The following is a 17,551-nucleotide window of genomic DNA, read 5'->3' on the forward strand; positions in this document are numbered from 1 at the left end:
TGCTGGCAAATCATCTTTATACAAGTCTATTTAAACTTTAGATCTAAAGCGTGGCAATGAAAGTTTTATATCATTCAACACTATTTTCATCGCATTGATTTTATGGGTTCAGAGAAATTATATTTTACTGTTTGCATTTTTCAACAGATTGACTATATGGAGTGTGTGCTTTGCTAATCTCTGACATTTCTAAAAAAACAGGTTTATCCATCCATACACTACGTTACTATGAACAAATTGGGTTGCTGAAAAACATCCATCGTAATCTGTCAGGACAACGTGTGTATACTTCACTTGATTTAGAATGGCTTGAATGGATCAAACGTTTAAAATCAACAGGAATGCCTTTAGAAAAAATTCAAAATTTTGCCGAATTTCGTTTACAGGGAGAACACACTTTAAAACAAAGACAACAGCTTCTGATTGAGCATTCTGCTCAATTAAAACTGGAAATTCAAAGACTTCAACAAGAGCAAACTATTGTTGACTATAAAATTAAAATTTATGCTGAAAAAATGCTTGAGCTAGAGTGAACTCGAGCAGTTAAGCTTTTTACTTCCTACTTTAAATCGGAGTAAAAAACATGTTTCATTCAGGCTTTTACATCACCGCAGAATTAAGAATACTAGATGAAAATAAAATCTTAGAAACCCGTGAAGCTTTACAATCATTATGCACAATGACCCTTCTACAAGAACCAGAATGTAGCATGTTCCAACTGCATCAATGTCAACAAGAGCCAAGACGTTTACTGCTCTGGGAACGCTTTGATTCAGAACAAGCGTATCAGGCTCATTTTAAGCAGGTTTATACTCAAGAATATTTGGCACGGAATTTAACTGAAGTGGTACAGCATTTCGTTAGCGATTGCGTGTTATAAGACCTCATGTATAGCTAAGCCCATTGTGATTTTTCAAGATGATGAATTGCTAATCCGCATTAAATCTTTTATCTTAATTATCACAATAATAATGGATCAAACGATGAAAAACTCCCCTGCTGTTTCACCCGCTGTTTATTATAGTTTGATCCTTGCTCAGTTTTTTTTGCCCGTTATTGCGGCAATCATAGACATATACTGCACTGAACCTGAGTTAATACTACTTGATAAAACCCTCTATCAAGACCCACAGACTTGGGAGTTGGCAGTGATGTCTGTTGCAGGCTTAATTATACTCATCATCACTTTTGGCTTATGCTTGAAAAAAGAATGGGCAAGAAAAGCCTATCTTTATAGTTTTTTTCCAACATTTTTACTTTATTTCATGCCGTATATGCACTGGATTTACATGACCAGTTATGCTGCGATTTTTAACGATCTTGCCTTTGTCTGTTCAGGTATTTTATTGATGATTTTAGTGACACCCTCACTGTATCAACCTATTTTTGAACACGATTAATCATGTATAAAGTCCTCAGCATAAGCCTTGCTTTATACGTCTTTCTAGAAATTCTATGTCATGTATTTGCTCTTGTTGCCCGCAAGATTGTCAGTCGCTCAGATACGCAAAAACTCAACCACCCTTTGCATCTTCAATTTATCCAACAAAGTTTTTATCGCACGATGTTACTGGTCAGCATCGTACTGATGAGCCATTTTTATACTGAATTAGCTTTTTTTGAGCAGAATGATTGGATTCGATTGGGGTTGAGTATCTTGATTATTTTAATGATTTTACTGGTATTTTGGTGGATAAATGCTTTTATTGTGCGGCAAGTTGTTCTAAAACAACAATACGCTGTCACCGCAGCGTTTAAACAGAAAATCAGTTATATCATGCGACATCCCTTACAATTTAAATCCCTGTATATCACTACTGAATACTTAAGCATATCCGTTTGGATGAACAGATTCCTAAGTGCACTGGCATTTATCCTGCTGTTTATTGATATTCATATCCTGTTTAGCCCCTAAATAAAATTGATCAGATCACGCCTTCCATCCTAATTCCTAAACTGAGCTGTAATAGGGTAAACAATCCTTTCATGAATAAAAATAATCCTGCAAATATACATATCAACATAATTAGTCGTTGTTTTTTGCTGAGGCTGTGTTTTATTTGTAGATTGTATTGCTGATCAAGGACTTTATTTATTGGTAAGTGATCAATCACTTTCTGGGAAATTTGTTTTTCTAACTGATTTAATGATGAGCCTTCAACAATCGTTAAGTTGTAATTTCCAACCTCCAACTCACAATAAAACATTAAATTTGAACCTCGTGTAAAACTATTTTTATGTGGTCGTCCTAGACTTGGGGTCAATTTAACCTCCTCTTGTGAATCGAGATTGACGATTATAGGGTGAATAAAAGCCAGAGGTGCGAGTTTAAATAATGGTCCTTCCTGCCAAATTGAATAACCACCTTTATGAGTAACGCTAAAATTTTTAGACTTTTGCACCAAAGGCATTTCTAGCACTAACTTTGCTCGAAAGAGCTGTACCAAGCAATATATGACATTCACCCAACAGCAAATGCCCGCAATTAAAAAAATCCAGCCTAAAATCAACATTCCATTCATCAGTCTTTGCGATTGTGTAATTTTCAGATAAATTATCGATAACAAAAATTATTTTTTTAAGCAAGCATGCGTTTCTGGATTATTGTTAGCGTCATTATTTTTACGGCATATTTTGCGATTCAACGCATGATGTATCCGCAACTCAACCATAATTCAGCGATTGATCGCATTACACACCCTTTAGATACTCGATTGCGTTATCGCATTGGTGAAGTTGATCCTCGCTTCCATCTGAGCAAAGCACAGGTAAAAAATTTAGCGCAAGAAGCGGCTGACATATGGCACTTAGGTACAATGCAAAGTTTATTTGTTTATGACGATCAGGCAAAGCTGACGATTAATTTGATTTATGATGAGCGCCAAGCTGAGTCCAGTGCCAGAACTCAAGCCTTACGCACCTTAGAAAATACCCAACAATATTCTCAAAGTGAAAAGCAAAAAATTCAACAACTGCATCTTGAATTAAATCAAGCCAATCGAGAAGTAGACTTTCAAAAGCGTAGTTATCAACATAAAGTTGAACAATATAATCAACTGATCAATGCACTTAATCAATCAAGGCAAAATTTAGATGCATCTGCAAGATTTGAATTAGATCAACAAAAAAATCAATTGATCATTGAACAGAGTCAATTAAAACAACAATTAGATCTTTATAACCAAAAAGTGGATACATTAAACCGTCAAGTTGAACAGCTTAATTCAGTGAACCATCAATATAATCAATCTGTTGATCAGTTTAATATGCGTTTTCAGCCACGCCAATTTGACAAAGGTGTCTTTGATGGTAAAACCATTAATATTTATGAATTTGAGTCCGATGCAGATCTAAGAGTCACCATTGCACATGAACTGGGTCATACTTTAGGTCTTGCACATAATAATGATCCTAAAGCACTCATGTATCCGATGATGAAAGAACAAGATTTGAAAAATTTTAGATTAACTCAAGCTGATTTAGCCATGCTAAACTCAAGACAACGATAAGAAAATTTAATAATGAACCATCAGCATTTAAATCCATAATTTTCTTATGTATTTAAATTATTTTTTTCAAATTCATGTTATTGTGAACTGAAGACGCAATGAATTGAGGAGATGACTGTGAGCTATTATCATATTATTCTGGAAGTAAATGATCATATCAGCACGATTGAGCAAACTCGTGATATTGAAATTTATGATATTACTGAACTTCAGCCATACCTTCATTCTATTTTATTGCCTTACTTCAATGAGCAAATTATTGAACTGGAAGATGAAAATATTGAGTTTACAGATATTTTACATCTTGAAATCAAACAAACGTTACTTCCAATCCAGCATTTGATCGAAGAAGAACAGAAGCAATTGCCTAGTGATACCGATGTGACTATTACTGCACATGAAATCTTTAATGATCGAGATCACACTCAGGATGTTACTGCGGTCATTTTAGATGTATTAGAAGCTGTCAAAATCGATCAATCTGCGATTGAATAAATCCAATCAATAAAAAGGTCTGCAATTGCAGACCTTTTTATTGTATTCGTTGCCCTGAATACAACATATCTTTACTGCATCATACTTTTTGCAGCCTCATTTCTAAATGCTTTTAAAATCTGCTGCCCTGCTCGACCTGTTGGACTTAATCCTAATTTGACCTGTTCTTGTTGAATAGCTTGGCGAGTTTTATCACCAATCAGACCATCAGCATCGCCAATCGCATAGCCTTTCTTCAATAAATAGTTTTGAATTTCACGGCGTTCTGCACGAGATGTTCCAGCATCTTCTGTTGGCCAAGCCGTTTGGAATCCTCCTTTACCCTGTAAACGATCTGATAAATGTGCAATTGCGAGTGCATAACTTTCAGCAGCATTATAGGAATAGATTGCATCAAAGTTTTTAAACACCAAAAATGCTGGACCATTTGCACCCGCAGGCATCATTAAACCAGCTTGAGAGCCTTCAGATAAGTTTCCTTGAATGATTGGTGTGCCATCGACACGTGTAAAACCACGATTGACCCAAGAACTGAGTGATTTTTTATTGCGGCGACTTTCTCCAGACACTGATGCACCTGCAGGAATTTTTACCTCAAAGCCCCAAGGCATTCCTGTTTGCCATCCACGCTTTTTCAAAAAATTAGCGGTTGAAGCTAAAGCATCAGAAGTACTTGAAACCAGATCACGACGTCCATCACCATCAAAGTCCACAGCCAATTCTTCATAGGTAGAAGGCATGAATTGAGTATGACCGAATGCACCAGCCCATGAGCCTTTCAGTTGATCTTCGCGTAAATCTCCACGTTGTAAAATACGCATCGTGGCAAAAAACTCACCTCTAAAATAGCTTTGGCGACGCCCTTCACAGCTTAATGTCCCTAAGGCTTGTAATAATGGATATTTTCCAGAAATATCTCCAAAATTACTTTCTACACCCCAAACGGCAACCACTGTTTCTGCAGGAACACCATAAGCAGCCGCAACACGGTTAAGAACATCCCGATGCTGGCTCAGCATTTGACGCCCTTTTTCAACACGTTCTTCATCGACTAAACCTGAAAGATAGTCCCAAATCGGAGTAGAAAACTCTGGTTGATAGTCTAATTTACTAATGACGGAATAATCAGGCGTTAAATTTTGTGTATAACGATCATAGGTTGAACCGCTTACACCAGAGCTCACAGCTTGTGAACGTAAATTTGCAATACAGCTTTGAAAATTAGAATTAGGTGTATAAGTTGTATCTTGAGTTGTTGTCACTGGTGAGCTAGACACCGCCTGACCATTAATAATTAATTCAGCATTGGCATGTGATGCCGCGAATAAAACAGATCCACAAATCAAAGTTAAATGGCGCATAATATCCACAAAAATAGTTTTAAATTTAAATTATCTGAATACCATAACAGCCTGTGAATAAAATGACAGATGTAAAAACGTAAATTTTGAATTCATTTTCCAATTTTAAATTCAAAACTCTCAACATCGTAACTTTGAATTTAAAATAAAGTTATCCACACAAGCCCCCAACATACAGTTTTAAATTCATTTATGAATTCAAATTAATTCTTATTTTTCTGCACATTTTTAAATTCAAATTGTTCTAGTTTTTATCCACAACACACCCCAAAAATTTAACAATGCGAGTTATCCACAAGATTGATTTTAAATTCAAATCTCCATCTGCTTTAAATTTAAAGTTTTAAATTCAAAATATTTAATTTTATGTCTTAGATTTTTTGTGGATAAGTCTAGAATGATACAATTGAGTTGGGCAGCATGAATGGTTTTGAATTCAAAAAATTATTGATTTTTTGAGATTTAAAATACTTCTTTTTAAAGCTCGTTGTTATTTTTATATGTCATTTTTCGATGTAAGTTGAGATCAAAATACCCAAAAAATAAAGGAATGCCATCATACAGAACATCGAAAAAGAAAAAAGCAGCCAACACCTTGACTGCTTTTTTTACACACAATAGTGAGTTTAGATGCTCATATCTTCACTTAATGACAGTGGATTTGGCAGAATTTTTGCTAAGTGACGGCATAGCGTCGTTAATTCCTTAGAATCATTTGGCATCAACGTGATATGTCCAATTTTACGACCTTCACGCTCAGTCTTGTTATAAAGATGCACATGAGCACCTTCTAATGCCAAAACCTCTTCCAATGGTGGATATTGACCAATGATATTGACCATCACCGTTGGACGTACAACTTCTGTTGAACCTAAAGGTAAACCAGCAACCGCTCGGACATGATTTTCAAATTGCGAGCATACAGCACCTTCAATTGACCAGTGCCCCGAGTTATGCACACGTGGTGCCATCTCATTGGCATATAAGCCTTTTTCAGTGACAAACAGCTCCAAAGTCAACACACCCACATAATTCAAATGATTTAAAAGGCGAGTGATATAGTCTTGTGCAACAGGTTGCAAATCTGAACTATTTGGAGCAGGAACGATCGAATGTGAAAGGATACCATTGTGATGATGATTTTCAGCCAATGGCCAAGTTTTTACATCTCCATCAATACCACGTACTGCGATAATTGAAACTTCACGAGAGAAAATAACGAAGCTTTCAGCAATTAACGAACCTGCTGGACCAAGCTCTGTCCAAGCTTGGTCAATTTGATCTTCTGAACGTAATACAAACTGACCTTTACCATCATAACCACCAGTCGCGGTTTTCAGGACAATCGGCAGTCCTAATTCAGCAACTGCAAGCTTGAGGCTATCCAGAGAATCTACCGCTTTATACGGCGCAACTGGAATCTCTAACGCATCAAACAACGCTTTTTCTGAAAGGCGATGTTGTGCAATGGCTAAAGCTTGGCGTGGTGGATGTAAGTCCTTATGTTTGGTCAATACATCTACATCAATCAATGGTGTATTTTCAAATTCCAAACTAAATACATCCGCACTTGCAATAAAGTCCTGCAAGCCATTTTCAGCTTTTGTTGAAAATACTTGCCCTAATATCGCAGATGGACAATCTGTATTGGCTTCAAGAAAAGTACATTGAATATTTAACGGTAGCGCAGCTTGCGCCATCATACGGCCGAGTTGACCACCACCAAAAATACCGATGGTTTTATTCATAACCTGTGTCCCGTTTTAAGCTTGACCCGGAATGTTTTTACTAGCCACTTTATCAGTTTGTGCCGCACGGAAATCTGCAACATTTTTTGCGATCTCTGGACGGGTTAAACCTAAAATCTGTGCTGCCATAATCGCGGCATTGGTTGCACCAGCAGGACCTATCGCCAATGTACCTACGGCAATACCAGCAGGCATCTGCACAATAGATAATAACGAATCAACACCATTTAAAATCGAAGACTTCACTGGCACACCAAGCACCGGTAGATCTGTTTTTGCTGCACACATCCCTGGTAGATGCGCTGCGCCACCTGCACCAGCAATAATCACTTGAATACCACGTTCACGTGCTGTTTCAGCATACTCAAATAAGCGATCTGGCGTACGATGCGCAGAAACAACTTCAGCTTCAAAAGGAACACCAAGCTGTTTAAGCATATTGGCAGTGTTTTCGAGAGTTGCCCAATCTGATTGAGAACCCATGATAATTCCAACTAGAGGAGCGTCTTGTACAGCGGCCGCATTCATTGCATATATTCCATAAACCAATGTAAGGAAGTTTAAATACTGGTGATCAGTGTTTAAATGAATATCAAGAAGCTCGCTATTATAGACTGATTTTTCATCTCACGAAAATTTAACAGACGTAGCAATGCAATATTTTTTAATTTAACCACCTTAAGCGCTTGAGTCGAAGGGCAATATCAGGCTTGAGTCCCTAAACAACATAAAAATAGAAAAAGCCAGTCAACTCATCAGGTCAAAAAATAATGATGTATTCCTAACTCAAACCATCATTATTTTAACTTTGTCTATTGATCTTACTGACTTCTAAAGACAAAAAATACGCATCCCAACAAGCACAATCCTGCCCACAGATAGTCCAACTTAAAAGGCTGTTTAAATAAAAAAATCATAAAAGGAACAAATACCAAGAGTGTGACCACTTCTTGGGTAATTTTCATTTGTCCCAATGACCAACCATGTTGAGCCAAAAGGCGAGTCGCAGGAATCATAAAGCTGTATTCAAGTAGGGCAATCACCCAACCAAATAAGATGGCTTGCCACAAAGGTGCTTCATGGAGGAACTTTAAATGACCATACCAAGCCAAAGTCATAAAACAATTGGAGATAATCAGCAATAAAAGCGGTAGAGATAAAGCCATTTTTAGCTCAACAATGATGTATGCCTCAATAGATTACACTGCATTTTTTTAAAAGTGAAAAACCTTCAATCTCGATCATGCTGACGCGCGTACCAATACACATGATGAGCAAAGAATCTAGATTTGGCATGAAGGGGAGAAAACTCAAGCTCACTTTGAGCTGTTTTTAAAAATTTAAGTAATACTAGACGCTTTTCTTCATCAACGATATTTCTATAAGAAGAATCATTTAAAAATATTTTTTGACCCTGATCAAGATAAAAATGAATGGAAACTTTTGAATTGAATAATAAAGGTGATTTGGTTGAATAATCATAGCTGTAAAAACCTAAAATTTCCTGTTTGGCATATTTTTGTGGCGCTTTTTGATTGAATTGAAGATACATAGACTGATCATCAAACCAAATGGTGACATCTTTAGAAAATAGTCGGATTATCCTTGTCGTTGTAGCAAAATAAAGCAAAAACGTTAAGCTTACTGGACCTAAATAAAAACCGTCACCCAACAAAGAATAATAGGCAATGCCATAAATCAACATCATTGGCAAAGCAATCAATAAACTACTGATCGAAGAATAAGGATAAACCTGATTTAAGACGAATTTTTTTGCTGTTCTTTTCCGAGATTTTGACATGTTTGGCAATAATAAAATTTATGCGAGCACCTATATTCAACTGCAAATATGCAGGATTTTATCCGCAAAAGCTATGCTTTAAAATCGTAACAAGAAAAACTATCTTTTCGCTTTAAGCCTTGCTATCGTTGCTCTCAAATCAAATGAATCGGCTACATCACAAGCACAAAGTGATGAGTCTATAAAAGCACTGGAGTTAAAACGAATGCATCTGCATATTTTGGGTATTTGCGGCACCTTTATGGGCTCATTGGCATTATTGGCACGTGATTTAGGTCATAAGGTTACGGGTTCAGATGCAAATGTTTATCCGCCGATGTCAACCCAGCTTGAAAATGCAGGTATCACCTTGATGCAAGGCTATGACCGTAGCCATTTACAGCCCCACCCAGACCTTGTGATTGTTGGTAATGCCATGAAACGTGGTATTGATGCTGTTGAATATATGTTGAATGAAGGTTTGCCCTATATTTCAGGACCACAATTTCTTGCTGACCATGTATTACAAGGTAAACATGTCTTAGGTGTTGCAGGCACACATGGTAAAACCACCACTACAACCATGTTGGCATGGGTGTTGGATCAGGCAGGATTAAATCCAGGTTTTTTAATTGGTGGTGTACCTTTAGGTTTTAGTGAAAGTGCACGTTTAGGCGGAGGAAAATACTTCTGTGTAGAAGCAGATGAATACGATTCTGCGTTCTTCGATAAACGTTCTAAATTCGTACACTATCATCCAAAAACTGCGATTTTAAATAATCTTGAATTTGACCATGCCGATATTTTCGATGATTTGGCTGCGATTCAAAAACAATTCCATCATTTAGTCCGCACCATTCCCAGCGAAGGTCGCATTATTGCACCGATCACTGAAACCAATATTGATGAAGTTTTGCAAATGGGGTGTTGGACACCAGTGGTTCGGACCTCATTAGATGCCAACGACAGTGCTGAAGTCTATGCGGAGCAACTTTCTGCGGATGGTTCACATTTTAAAGTCTTACAACACGGCGTAGTCAAAGGCGAAGTTCAATGGAATATGACAGGGCAGCATAGTGTTGCCAATGCCTTAGCAACGATTGCTGCTGCGGAGCACGTAGGTGTCGACATTGCAACGGCTTGTGAAGCCTTGTCGAATTTTGGTGGGGTGAAACGCCGTATGGAATTGCTCGATACTGTAAAAGGTATTGAGGTATACGATGATTTTGCCCATCATCCAACAGCGATTGATACAACCTTAGAAGGTGCACGCAAACGCTTAGGCGAACGCAAACTATGGGCAGTCATTGAACCTCGTTCAAATACCATGCGTATGGGTAGCCATAAAGACGGGTTGGCGCATTCTGCACGTTTGGCAGATGAAGTCATTTGGTATCAACCTGAAGGCTTGGATTGGGATTTACAGCCCGTGATTGATGCTGCCACAAATAAAGCTGTTGTGGCTCGTACCTTAGATGAGATTATCAATACCATTCGCACTGAGGCAGGCGAGGGCGATGCCGTAGTGATCATGTCGAACGGCGGTTTTGGTGGATTACACCAAAAACTAATTACTGCATTAAAAGCAAAATAAGTTTTCTAGAAATGAAAAAAACCACAAAATGTGGTTTTTTTTCGTTTAATCTGGGGTCGCTGTTTTCTGCAAAGCTTTAAAATCTTTAAGTTTGACCCATCCTTCAACCAAGTCATCTTCTATATGTTGATTTGGATCATTAAATACCACATAGACCCACGCTTGTTTTGCCCGATCTTTATACACTGAATATGCTGTAACATTATCATTTTGAATAACAAAAGTATCATTCATTTTACAAAAGTTTTTAGGCGCTGAATAAAAATATATACGATGTTTCGATTGAGCCACTAATTCCCAACGTGGGTTGATCTCTTGCTCTTTTTGATAAGCGCGTAAGTTTAATTCAAAACAACTTTCTGCATAACTTAGTATAGGGCTGATCAATAATGATAAAGCGATCAGAATTTTTTTTAACATATTGAAGTATCTAACTCAATTTTAACAGTCCAATCCAGGTAGGACATTAAATGTATGTATATCTATCTATGCTTTGACATCTGCAAAGCTTTTTTCACGTTTAAACATCACATCCACATATGAACATGTTGGCACAATTTTTAGTTGTTTTTCACGCGCAAATTCAACCAAAGTATCTAATAATTGGCGGGCGATACCCTGACCGCGTAGGGAATCATCAACCCAAGTGTGGTTGGCAATAATCTGCTGCTCGCCACTCCAAACGTAGCTAATTTCAGCAATACGTTGTCCTTGTGAATTATCTAAGAAAAACTCACCCTTATGTTGATTATCGATATGTTGGAATTGCATCTATTATTTCTCATTAATGATTTATGACACAATTCCACTTTAACAAAGCAAACTTAAGATTTCAAAACATCATGTATCGATTGATCTTTATCAAATACAGATTTTGAAAAAGGGCATAGAGGGATAATTTTCACATTTTTTGAACGTGCCATATCCACCACTTGATCCAATAACTTACGTCCCACACTTTGACCACGCAACTCATCTTCTACAAGTGTGTGATCAATAATCAACATATTTTCACCTGCCCATGTATATGCCATTTCAGCCAAATGGTGACCGTCTTCACCAATATAAAACTCACCTTTTTTTCCATCATCTTTGTGTCTAATTTCTAACATTTTATTTACTCTTTATATACATACAAACTTAAAAGTACATTCAAAATGCCATAAGTTTATTGGGTTTATCGTTAAGTTTTGTCCGACAATCCTAATTTTTATGTATCAAAACTTAAGCTTAACTTTAGGCAAAAATCAGCCTAAAATTTAGTGCTAATCTTTGAAAATATGATCATGTCCAGTTCCTCTCCCCAAACGCCCATACCCCAATCTGCCCCCAGTGAAACGCAGCAATGGGTCAGTGTAATCAGCCTTGCCTTTGCTGCTTTCATTTTTAATACCACAGAATTTGTACCCGTAGCTTTACTCAGCGATATTGGTAAAAGTTTTAGTATGCAAGCCACGGATGTCGGCATCATGATTACTCTATATGCATGGGTAGTTGCGCCGATTTCTTTGCCTATTATGCTCCTCACCAAAAATATCGAAAGACGCTTTTTGCTGATTGGCTTATTTATGGTTTTCGTCGCCAGTCATGCCTTGTCTTATTTTGCATGGAGTTTTGATGTACTGCTTGCCAGCCGAATTGGTATCGCATTTTCGCATGCGCTATTTTGGTCGATCACTGCCTCGCTAGCTGTTCGTGTCGCACCCAAAGGTAAGGAGTTTCAAGCTTTAGGTCTTTTGGCTACAGGTACAGCATTGGCGATGGTCTTAGGTATTCCTTTTGGCAGAATGGTGGGGGAATCTTATGGTTGGCGTAATACTTTTGGTTTGATCGCCATTGGCGCAGCTGTTGTCTGTTTAATTTTAGCCAAAACATTACCACGCTTACCAAGCGTTAATTCAGGCTCTTTAAGCAGCTTAAAAGTATTTCTAAAACGCCCTAGTTTGATGATGGTCTTTGCACTCACTGTGATTGTGATTACAGCACAGTTTACGGCTTATAGTTATATCGAACCTTTTGCCTTAAATGTTGCACATTTTAGCTCAACACAAACCACAACCTTATTACTCATCTATGGCGCAGCAGGCTTTTTTGGCTCCTATTTATTTGGAAAATTTGCTAAAAAATATCCCAAATTGCCGATCCCACTCAGCAGTCTGATACTGGCGATTTCTATGCTGTTATTGACCACATTAAGCATCGATTTTGTCAGTTTCAGTGTGTTGAGTTTGTTCTGGGGAATGGCAATTATTTGCTTTAGTTTAGCTCAACAAGCCAAAGCATTAAATTTAGCTTCTGATGCAACAGATGTGGCGATGGCCATTTATTCTGGACTTTACAATGTCGGCATCGGTGGTGGGGCACTACTCGGAGGTCTAGTTACTGCCAGTTATGGGCTCAATCATATTGGTGTGGTTGGCGGTATCATTGCTGTATTGGGTACGCTACTCGCTTTAGTGTTGGTACAACGTAAAGATTTTATTCAAAAAGCTTAAATTTACAAATTTTAAAGTGACATCTCGACTCAATAACTTTAATTTAATCAAAGTTATCTAGTCATTATATGATGATCAATGCAAACTTTCTTTTTCGTTAGATTATTCACCACCACACTGCATCGGCAGTGTGGTTTTTTGCATTTAAAATAAATTGTAAAACCAACCCTGCCAAATGTGCGGGGTTATTTTTTGGCTCCGTGATTAGGCACATCGTTACGGAGAAATTCATGTCAGCTCTTCAAAATAAACAAGCCTTAATTGTTGTTGATATGCAAAATGGTTTGTTTCACGCTCCACAGCCTCCATTTGAAGCTCATCAATTATTGCAAAATATCAATCAACTCATTGAATATGCTCATCTAAAGGACATTCCCGTGTTTGCAATCCGTCATGTGGGTGCTGCCAATACTGCTATGGCACCTCATAGTCCAATGACTCAATTGATTGCAGAATTAAACATTGATCATGATGTTGATCAGGTGTTGGAAAAAACTCGCCCAAATTGTTTTTTTCAAACTGATTTAGAACAACGATTGAAGTCATTGAATATAAAAGAGCTGATTGTTTGCGGTTTAAAAACTGAATTTTGCATAGATAGCACTTGTCGTGCAGCAAAAGATTTAGGATTTAAGGTGCAATTGATTTCAGATGCACACAGTACTGTAGATTCAGCCGTACTCAATGCGCAGTTGATTATTCAACACCATCATCAAACACTCAGTCAGGCTTTTGCACAGCTAAAAACCTGCGCTGAATTTTGTATATAATTTGAGCTACATAAAAATACATTCAATATTTGCACATTTCAAATAAATGTGCGACTCTCTGCGCATATAAAGAAATTTTTATTTCTTACACAGTTTATTGAACAAGGGGAGTAGCCTCCTCCAATCAGAATATCGTCATTACGCTTTGAAAAGCCGGTATCTGAGCATTTTAGTCATGTTATAAACGCTAAAATGTAGGCAAGACCTTGATCATGTTGATACAGATGTTTAATCATCTGGCAACAGGTCAAGGTTTTTTTATGCCTGATTGCCAGATTCGGAGAATTTTATGGAATCTATAGGCAATCCATGGCTGTATTTAGCGTTCTTCGCTATCGTCATTGTGATGTTACTGATTGACTTTTTAGGCTTTAAGCAAAAAGAAGGTCAAGACGTTAAAATTAAAACTGCTGCCTACTGGAGTATTGCGTGGGTCAGTGTCGCTGCTTTATTTGGTGGCGGTTTATGGCTGTATTTACAGCAAACTGCGGGTGTTGCCATAGCCAATACGAAAACCATGGAATACTTTGCAGGCTATCTCTTAGAAAAATCCTTAGCAATTGACAATGTTTTTGTTTGGTTGATGATTTTTGCTGCATTTGCAATTCCCCAAGGCTTACAGCGTAAAATTTTACTCTATGGTGTATTAGGGGCAATTATTTTACGTACTCTATTTATCTTTATTGGTGCTTGGTTCGTTCAAGAGTTCTCTTGGGTCCTCTATATCTTTGGTGCTTTCCTCGTTTATACAGGATTCAAATTCCTGAAAGGTCAAGATGAGGAAGAAACCAATATCGAAGATATGGCGATTCTAAAATGGCTACGTAAACACATGCGCATTACACCTAAACTGGAAGGCGCTAAATTCTTTGTCCGTCAAAATGGTGTACTTTGGGCAACGCCGTTATTTCTAGTATTAATTTTAGTTGAAGCATCTGATGTGATCTTTGCTGTCGATTCAATTCCAGCTATTTTTGCGGTCACCAGTGATCCCTTTATTGTACTCACGGCGAACTTAATGGCAATTTTAGGCTTGCGTGCGATGTTCTTCTTATTGTCTGGTGCTGCGTCTAAGATGCACTATTTACCTTACGGTTTAGGAATTATCTTACTGTTCATTGGTTTTAAAATGTTAATGTTGGATGTATTCCATATGCCAATTTGGATTTCTTTAGGGTTCATTGTTATTGTATTGACCATTACCGCTTGGCTGTCGATCCGCCATAACAAAAAGCATCAGGAAACCCGTTTATAAAACTAAACCAAGCCTTCCACTCGGAGGGCTTTTTTATCAGGACATCCTAAGCAAGGAATGCGTTTTAAATACCACTTGATCATGGGATGTTTTGGAATATTGAATTCATTCTTTACTGAGCTATTCCTGATCTCTAAATGGTTGATCGACAATGACCAATTTGTCCCATCTCTGCAAAAAACGCTTAGACTCGATTCGTTGTACAAAGGTGGCATAACTGACTAAACGAGCATTCCATCTTAACTTTAACTCAAATAAATCATTGAGCCCAAAAGGCGCAATCCATTCTAATTGACCAGACTGTTGTAGACGAACAGCTATTGCAGTTGAGGTTTCAACCCAAACAGATAAAGCATCAAATAATGAAGAATATTGACTAATCGCATTCCCATCATCGGTTTTGTACCATAGATGAACATAGGCTTGATTGACCACATCCCAATCATTGCTTGGGAATTTTTGTTTTAATTCTTGGCTTAAACGCCGTTCTTCACCCCCTAATTGATCTTTTAAATCATAAAAAATCACATCAATCTCGGTGTCATCAAGACAATAAACCTGATCGTGTAAATTAGACCATACCATATTGCGAATGACCCCTGCACTCAAATAGGCATCTGCATGTAGTTCTCGCAAATACTGTAACCTCATCATCAGTTGAGGGGAGCTATAAATCATCTGTTCAAGCTGTTTTGTATAGTTCATGGCTCTTTTTATTCAAAGCTATTTCGCAATCATTCAATGTCTAAATGGTTTGAATATCGATTTATTTTCAGACGATTATCCAGATAAAAAACAATTTTATAAATCACAGACTGTACATTCAACATACATCCTCATATCATACAGCGCATAAAACAATTTCTTTTTATCATGTTATAAAGCAAATAGATAAAAATACTCGATGATCTAAGGCTAATCATGCGTTCAAAAAAAATCAGTCTGGTTGTAGTCCCTCTTTTAATTACAGCATGCAGTAGCAATAACAAACCCCTTGTTCAAGATGTTTATAATAGCCAATATGACTGTTCATATGACTGGAACACTGATCTCTGTGAAGAGGAAACAGCAACAAGTTCTTCTGGTAGTCATTCTTCTGGTGGATACTATGCTGGCTCTCGCTTTATTGGTCCACAATATTATGAAGGCAATCGCAAAGTAAATTATTTAGGACGTAAAGTTGAACCCTCTACAAATCTAAGTGTTGGACAACCACAGGTTTCTCAAGTCACCAAAAGTAATAGCAAATCTTCGCCTGTGCGTGGAGGCTTTGGGCGCAGTGGGTTCTCTTTTGGTGGTTAGACATCTTATACGCAATCTTATGATTTAGAATATTATGAAAAGAAAATGCTTCCAAGCTCGTCCCAACTGGCAACAAGAACACGAAAAAATTGGTTTTGATTATTACAACTTACCTTCTCTGGATGGCTCCATTTACTGGTCTGAAGGGGTTGCTTATGAATTTACCCTAAAGCAAATTGAGCAACTTGAAGATGCCTCGAATGAATTACACCAGATGTGCATGCAAGTGGCTGGAGAAATCATTCAAAAAGGTGATTATCCTGATTATTTTCAAATTCCACAGGCTGCAATCCCACTCATTGAACATTCATGGCACAACCATGCACCCATGCTCTATGGTCGATTTGACTTTGCCTATGATGGTCGTCAAATCAAAATGCTGGAATACAATGCAGATACACCCACGGGGTTACTCGAAGCCTCAGTTGCTCAGTGGCATTGGATTGAACAAGTGGAAAATATTCCGCATCGTGATCAATTCAACAGTATTCACGAAGACCTGATTAATCGCTGGAAAACGATTTTTCCACGAGGTTCGCATATTCATTTCGCTGCTTGCCAAGAAGCCGGACGTGAAGATTGGGGAAATCTCGAATATTTAATGGATACGGCGTTTCAAGCAGGTCATCGTGTGTCCGAACTTTCGATGGAAAATATCGGATGGGATGGACAAAACTTTGTGGATTTGAATGATCAATCGATTGATCAGCTATTTAAACTGTACCCTTGGGAATGGGTCTGGGAAGAAAACTTTTCTCAATATTTAAAACCCACAACACAATGGGTGGAGCCATGTTGGAAAATGTTGCTGTCAAATAAAGCAATTTTGGTAGAACTTTGGAAAAAGTTTCCAAACCATCCTTATTTACTTGAATCCCATGCCTTCGATACCAATGTTTCATTACAAGGCAAATGGGTGAAAAAGCCTATTCTCGCCCGAGAAGGCGCAAATATCCGTGTAGTAGAAGATAATATTGATCAGGGTGCTGCTTCAGGAAGCTTCTACTTTGATGATTATGATAAATACGGTTATATTGCGCAAAAATGGGTCAATACCCCATTGTATGACGGTAAACTTCCAACACTGGGTTTATGGATGGTTGGACATACTTGTGCAGGTATGTCGATTCGAGAAGATGAATTTGACATTATTGGGAATGATGCACATTTTGCAGCCCATTATTTTATAGAGTAATTTTAAACAGACCAATATTCAGTACAACACTGTCATTATTTTGGCGA

Annotated in this window: 23 protein-coding genes; 12 read left to right on the plus strand and 11 right to left on the minus strand. The window is 37.6% G+C overall.

Annotation, left to right across the window (positions count from 1 at the left end):
• Window positions 1–161 precede the first annotated feature (161 nt).
• From AC1Z3T_RS20275 to AC1Z3T_RS20290, 4 genes are all read left to right on the plus strand, one after another.
• Complete coding sequence (locus AC1Z3T_RS20275) at window positions 162–533, plus strand: MerR family transcriptional regulator (protein ID WP_228153649.1); 372 nt, start codon at window positions 162–164, stop codon at window positions 531–533.
• A gap of 50 nt (window positions 534–583) precedes the next feature.
• On the plus strand, window positions 584–880 hold the full coding sequence (locus AC1Z3T_RS20280; protein WP_100886222.1) for a putative quinol monooxygenase: 297 nt from the start codon (window positions 584–586) through the stop codon (window positions 878–880).
• Window positions 881–983: 103 nt separating this feature from the next.
• The gene (locus AC1Z3T_RS20285) at window positions 984–1,400 is read left to right on the plus strand and encodes a hypothetical protein (protein WP_009584741.1); all 417 of its coding nucleotides are present in this window, start codon (window positions 984–986) and stop codon (window positions 1,398–1,400) included.
• Window positions 1,401–1,402: 2 nt separating this feature from the next.
• Window positions 1,403–1,915, plus strand: a complete 513-nt coding sequence (locus AC1Z3T_RS20290) for a hypothetical protein (RefSeq protein ID WP_100886223.1) — start codon at window positions 1,403–1,405, stop codon at window positions 1,913–1,915.
• A 10-nt stretch (window positions 1,916–1,925) separates the two neighbouring features.
• Here AC1Z3T_RS20290 and AC1Z3T_RS20295 read toward each other — a convergent pair whose 3' ends face one another.
• Entirely contained in the window at window positions 1,926–2,513 is a 588-nt protein-coding gene (locus tag AC1Z3T_RS20295) for a hypothetical protein (RefSeq protein WP_228153650.1), read from the minus strand.
• A gap of 75 nt (window positions 2,514–2,588) precedes the next feature.
• On the opposite strand from AC1Z3T_RS20295, the gene AC1Z3T_RS20300 reads away from it, so the two are divergent.
• Together AC1Z3T_RS20300 and AC1Z3T_RS20305 are read left to right on the plus strand one after the other, a co-directional pair.
• Window positions 2,589–3,509 (plus strand): matrixin family metalloprotease, encoded by a 921-nt coding sequence (locus AC1Z3T_RS20300; RefSeq protein WP_100886225.1) that lies wholly within the window; start codon window positions 2,589–2,591, stop codon window positions 3,507–3,509.
• 111 nt (window positions 3,510–3,620) lie between these two features.
• Window positions 3,621–4,004, plus strand: a complete 384-nt coding sequence (locus AC1Z3T_RS20305; RefSeq protein ID WP_010590990.1) for a hypothetical protein — start codon at window positions 3,621–3,623, stop codon at window positions 4,002–4,004.
• Between the two features lie 71 nt (window positions 4,005–4,075).
• Here the strand turns inward: AC1Z3T_RS20305 and AC1Z3T_RS20310 are convergent, their stop codons facing one another.
• From AC1Z3T_RS20310 to AC1Z3T_RS20330, 5 genes are all read right to left on the minus strand, one after another.
• Window positions 4,076–5,365: a lytic murein transglycosylase gene (locus AC1Z3T_RS20310; protein WP_004824037.1), complete on the minus strand. Its 1,290-nt coding sequence runs from the start codon at window positions 5,363–5,365 to the stop codon at window positions 4,076–4,078.
• Between the two features lie 626 nt (window positions 5,366–5,991).
• Window positions 5,992–7,113, minus strand: a complete 1,122-nt coding sequence (locus tag AC1Z3T_RS20315) for a 5-(carboxyamino)imidazole ribonucleotide synthase (protein ID WP_100886226.1) — start codon at window positions 7,111–7,113, stop codon at window positions 5,992–5,994.
• A gap of 15 nt (window positions 7,114–7,128) precedes the next feature.
• Window positions 7,129–7,641: a 5-(carboxyamino)imidazole ribonucleotide mutase gene (gene purE, locus AC1Z3T_RS20320; protein WP_004718991.1), complete on the minus strand. Its 513-nt coding sequence runs from the start codon at window positions 7,639–7,641 to the stop codon at window positions 7,129–7,131.
• Window positions 7,642–7,934: 293 nt separating this feature from the next.
• The gene (locus tag AC1Z3T_RS20325) at window positions 7,935–8,279 is read right to left on the minus strand and encodes a DMT family protein (RefSeq protein WP_004824031.1); all 345 of its coding nucleotides are present in this window, start codon (window positions 8,277–8,279) and stop codon (window positions 7,935–7,937) included.
• Window positions 8,280–8,344: 65 nt separating this feature from the next.
• Window positions 8,345–8,914, minus strand: coding sequence for a hypothetical protein (locus tag AC1Z3T_RS20330; protein WP_100886227.1), 570 nt, complete (start codon window positions 8,912–8,914; stop codon window positions 8,345–8,347).
• 205 nt (window positions 8,915–9,119) lie between these two features.
• Between AC1Z3T_RS20330 and mpl the strand changes: the two genes are divergently transcribed.
• Window positions 9,120–10,487 carry a UDP-N-acetylmuramate:L-alanyl-gamma-D-glutamyl-meso-diaminopimelate ligase gene (gene mpl / locus AC1Z3T_RS20335; RefSeq protein WP_100886228.1) on the plus strand — a complete coding sequence of 456 codons (1,368 nt, stop codon included), beginning with the start codon at window positions 9,120–9,122 and terminating at the stop codon, window positions 10,485–10,487.
• Between the two features lie 45 nt (window positions 10,488–10,532).
• Here mpl and AC1Z3T_RS20340 read toward each other — a convergent pair whose 3' ends face one another.
• The 3 genes from AC1Z3T_RS20340 to AC1Z3T_RS20350 form a co-directional block, all read right to left on the minus strand.
• On the minus strand, window positions 10,533–10,907 hold the full coding sequence (locus tag AC1Z3T_RS20340) for a hypothetical protein (RefSeq protein WP_058971384.1): 375 nt from the start codon (window positions 10,905–10,907) through the stop codon (window positions 10,533–10,535).
• 66 nt (window positions 10,908–10,973) lie between these two features.
• On the minus strand, window positions 10,974–11,258 hold the full coding sequence (locus AC1Z3T_RS20345) for a GNAT family N-acetyltransferase (protein ID WP_100886230.1): 285 nt from the start codon (window positions 11,256–11,258) through the stop codon (window positions 10,974–10,976).
• A gap of 53 nt (window positions 11,259–11,311) precedes the next feature.
• Entirely contained in the window at window positions 11,312–11,599 is a 288-nt protein-coding gene (locus AC1Z3T_RS20350; RefSeq protein ID WP_004824024.1) for a GNAT family N-acetyltransferase, read from the minus strand.
• Between the two features lie 174 nt (window positions 11,600–11,773).
• Between AC1Z3T_RS20350 and AC1Z3T_RS20355 the strand changes: the two genes are divergently transcribed.
• Window positions 11,774–12,982 (plus strand): sugar transporter, encoded by a 1,209-nt coding sequence (locus tag AC1Z3T_RS20355; RefSeq protein ID WP_004824022.1) that lies wholly within the window; start codon window positions 11,774–11,776, stop codon window positions 12,980–12,982.
• Window positions 12,983–13,088: 106 nt separating this feature from the next.
• On the opposite strand, the gene AC1Z3T_RS20360 is transcribed toward AC1Z3T_RS20355, so the two are convergent.
• Window positions 13,089–13,214: a hypothetical protein gene (locus tag AC1Z3T_RS20360; protein ID WP_262773596.1), complete on the minus strand. Its 126-nt coding sequence runs from the start codon at window positions 13,212–13,214 to the stop codon at window positions 13,089–13,091.
• Between AC1Z3T_RS20360 and AC1Z3T_RS20365 the strand changes: the two genes are divergently transcribed.
• Together AC1Z3T_RS20365 and AC1Z3T_RS20370 are read left to right on the plus strand one after the other, a co-directional pair.
• Window positions 13,213–13,752: a cysteine hydrolase family protein gene (locus AC1Z3T_RS20365; protein ID WP_100886231.1), complete on the plus strand. Its 540-nt coding sequence runs from the start codon at window positions 13,213–13,215 to the stop codon at window positions 13,750–13,752. The two genes, AC1Z3T_RS20360 and AC1Z3T_RS20365, sit on opposite strands and share 2 nt — an antisense overlap.
• Before the next feature lie 289 nt (window positions 13,753–14,041).
• A complete protein-coding gene (locus AC1Z3T_RS20370) occupies window positions 14,042–15,007 on the plus strand; it encodes a TerC family protein (RefSeq protein ID WP_004824018.1) in 966 nt (321 codons plus the stop codon).
• Between the two features lie 120 nt (window positions 15,008–15,127).
• Here AC1Z3T_RS20370 and AC1Z3T_RS20375 read toward each other — a convergent pair whose 3' ends face one another.
• Window positions 15,128–15,712 (minus strand): nucleotidyltransferase family protein, encoded by a 585-nt coding sequence (locus AC1Z3T_RS20375; RefSeq protein WP_005034853.1) that lies wholly within the window; start codon window positions 15,710–15,712, stop codon window positions 15,128–15,130.
• Between the two features lie 216 nt (window positions 15,713–15,928).
• Here AC1Z3T_RS20375 and AC1Z3T_RS20380 point away from each other — a divergent pair, with 216 nt between their 5' ends.
• Both AC1Z3T_RS20380 and AC1Z3T_RS20385 read left to right on the plus strand, forming a co-directional pair.
• On the plus strand, window positions 15,929–16,309 hold the full coding sequence (locus AC1Z3T_RS20380) for a hypothetical protein (RefSeq protein ID WP_004824014.1): 381 nt from the start codon (window positions 15,929–15,931) through the stop codon (window positions 16,307–16,309).
• Between the two features lie 34 nt (window positions 16,310–16,343).
• Window positions 16,344–17,504 (plus strand): glutathionylspermidine synthase family protein, encoded by a 1,161-nt coding sequence (locus tag AC1Z3T_RS20385; protein WP_100886232.1) that lies wholly within the window; start codon window positions 16,344–16,346, stop codon window positions 17,502–17,504.
• Window positions 17,505–17,551: the final 47 nt, after the last annotated feature.

This window comes from Acinetobacter sp. B-6 (genome assembly GCF_056930735.1).